Origin of the sequence: uncultured Leptotrichia sp. (assembly GCF_938036635.1) — a bacterium.
Taxonomy (GTDB): Bacteria; Fusobacteriota; Fusobacteriia; order Fusobacteriales; family Leptotrichiaceae; genus Leptotrichia; species Leptotrichia hongkongensis.
Genome location: NZ_CALHQO010000134.1, coordinates 1 through 1,904 on the forward strand (window position 1 = coordinate 1; position 1,904 = coordinate 1,904).

Sequence of the window (1,904 nt, forward strand, 5' to 3'; positions counted from 1 at the left end):
ATAAATTATAGAAAAAACATTTATTAACAACAAATTATTTTACTTTGATTTATTAAAAAACTTTATTTCAAATATTCTAAAATATTTTTTAATTGTAATCCCATTCCGATTTTTAAACTTTCCTCATCAATATTAAATTTTGGATGGTGCAAATCGTAAATTAAGCCTTTTTCTTCCACTCTTGTTCCTAGTCTGAAAAAACATCCAGGGATTTCATTTAGGAAATAACTAACATCTTCAACATCCATTCTAGGCTGTTTTATTAATTCCAGAGCATTTTCACCGTATAAGTCGACAATATTATTTTTTACTTTTTTTGTCATTTCTTCGTTGTTAATTACAGGAGCATAGCCACGCTTAATATCAACATTTATTGTTCCGCCTAGTGATTCTACAAATTTAGGTAGGTCTTTTTCAAGTGTTTCGATTATAAATGTTCTTGTTTCTTCGGACATTGTTCTTGCAGTTCCTTTCATTTCCACTTTATCGCAGACTACATTATCAGCAAAGCCTCCATTGAATGCTCCGATTGTAATTACAGATTCTTCTCTTGGATCAATTCTTCTGCTAACTATTGACTGCAAGAATTCCATAACTTTTGCTCCAATTAAGATTGCGTCAACTCCTTTGTGAGGCAATGCGGCGTGAGCAGAAGTACCATTTATTGTAAGGTGTATTCTTGCTGATGAAGCGTGTGCCTTTCCATACTTTATCCCAATTTTTCCAAGTTCTATTTCTGGAGCCATGTGCAATGCAAAAAAGGCATCTATTTTTCGATTTGTATCATTTTCAAATTTTAATGCTCCACTTTTTATCATTCTGTCAGCACCGCCAGTTGTTTCTTCTGCTGGCTGAAAGAAAAATCTTACAGTTCCATGCCATTTATCCTTGTTATCTGCCAAAATCTTTGCTACTCCAAGCTGAATAGTTGTATGTGCATCGTGTCCGCAAGCATGCATTTTACCATTGTTTTTTGACTTGTATTCAACTTCATTTTCTTCGAAAATTGGCAATGCGTCAATGTCTGCACGAGTCGCAACTGTCTTATTTTTCATATTTTTCTTATCATTGTAGATAGTTGCAACCACTCCAGTATTTATAATTTCAAAAAATTCAATCCCATTTTCTGTCAAAAATTTCTTTATTAATTTGCTTGTTTCAATTTCTTCATCCCCAAGTTCAGGATTTTCGTGAATAGTTCGTCTAACTTTTACCATTTCATCATAAATTTTATCCACATTTTCTTTTATAAACTCGTTAATTTTAAGCAATTCCATTTTTCCCTCATCCCTTTCTAAATCTCTGTTTTTTTATAATTTTATTATATCAAAAAATACTGCCTTTGTAAATTTTTGAAAAATAAATGATAATATTTTTTAATTGAAATGTAATTACATAAATCGCAATACTAATTACGGCATCCAATTTATAGTGTAAATTTTTATTATAGATTTACCATTCATTTACAGAATATAAAAGAGCAAGCCTAATTTGTGTTAAAAGCTCTTTTGAAAGACTGTCATATTCACTTTCAAGTCCTTTTTTGTGTACATAATAAGGAGGGCTGTCATTCCAGGACCCCATTCCACCAAAAACCTCAGAAATTTTGGCTGAATAAAAAAGTCTTGCATTTATTTCGGGTATTTTGAAAAGAGTTTGTCCATAAAAAGTATTTCTTATATTCTCAAAACTTTTCCCTTTTAAAATGTTAATAGCTTTTTTAAAAATATTTCCAAAATTTTGAAAATTAATTTTATCAGCTAAAATTGCTATTCTATTCAATGTATCTTTAAAATCTTCTGTATTATCATAAAATTTAAGTTTTCCATTGATAGAACTCTCATATTTGTGAGCAGTATAAATAATATTCCATCCACCACTGATTTGTTTCCATTTTGGTGTGA

1 protein-coding gene and 1 pseudogene are annotated in these 1,904 nt (G+C 30.2%); both read right to left on the bottom strand.

Translation table 11 applies throughout. The annotated features are described in order from the left end of the window. Positions 1 to 62 precede the first annotated feature (62 nt). Entirely contained in the window at positions 63 to 1,277 is a 1,215-nt protein-coding gene (locus tag Q0370_RS02515; protein ID WP_299571677.1) for a M20 family metallopeptidase, read from the bottom strand. Between the two features lie 175 nt (positions 1,278 to 1,452). Then, positions 1,453 to 1,904 (bottom strand): annotated as a pseudogene (locus Q0370_RS02520) (RNA polymerase subunit sigma); the annotation flags it as partial.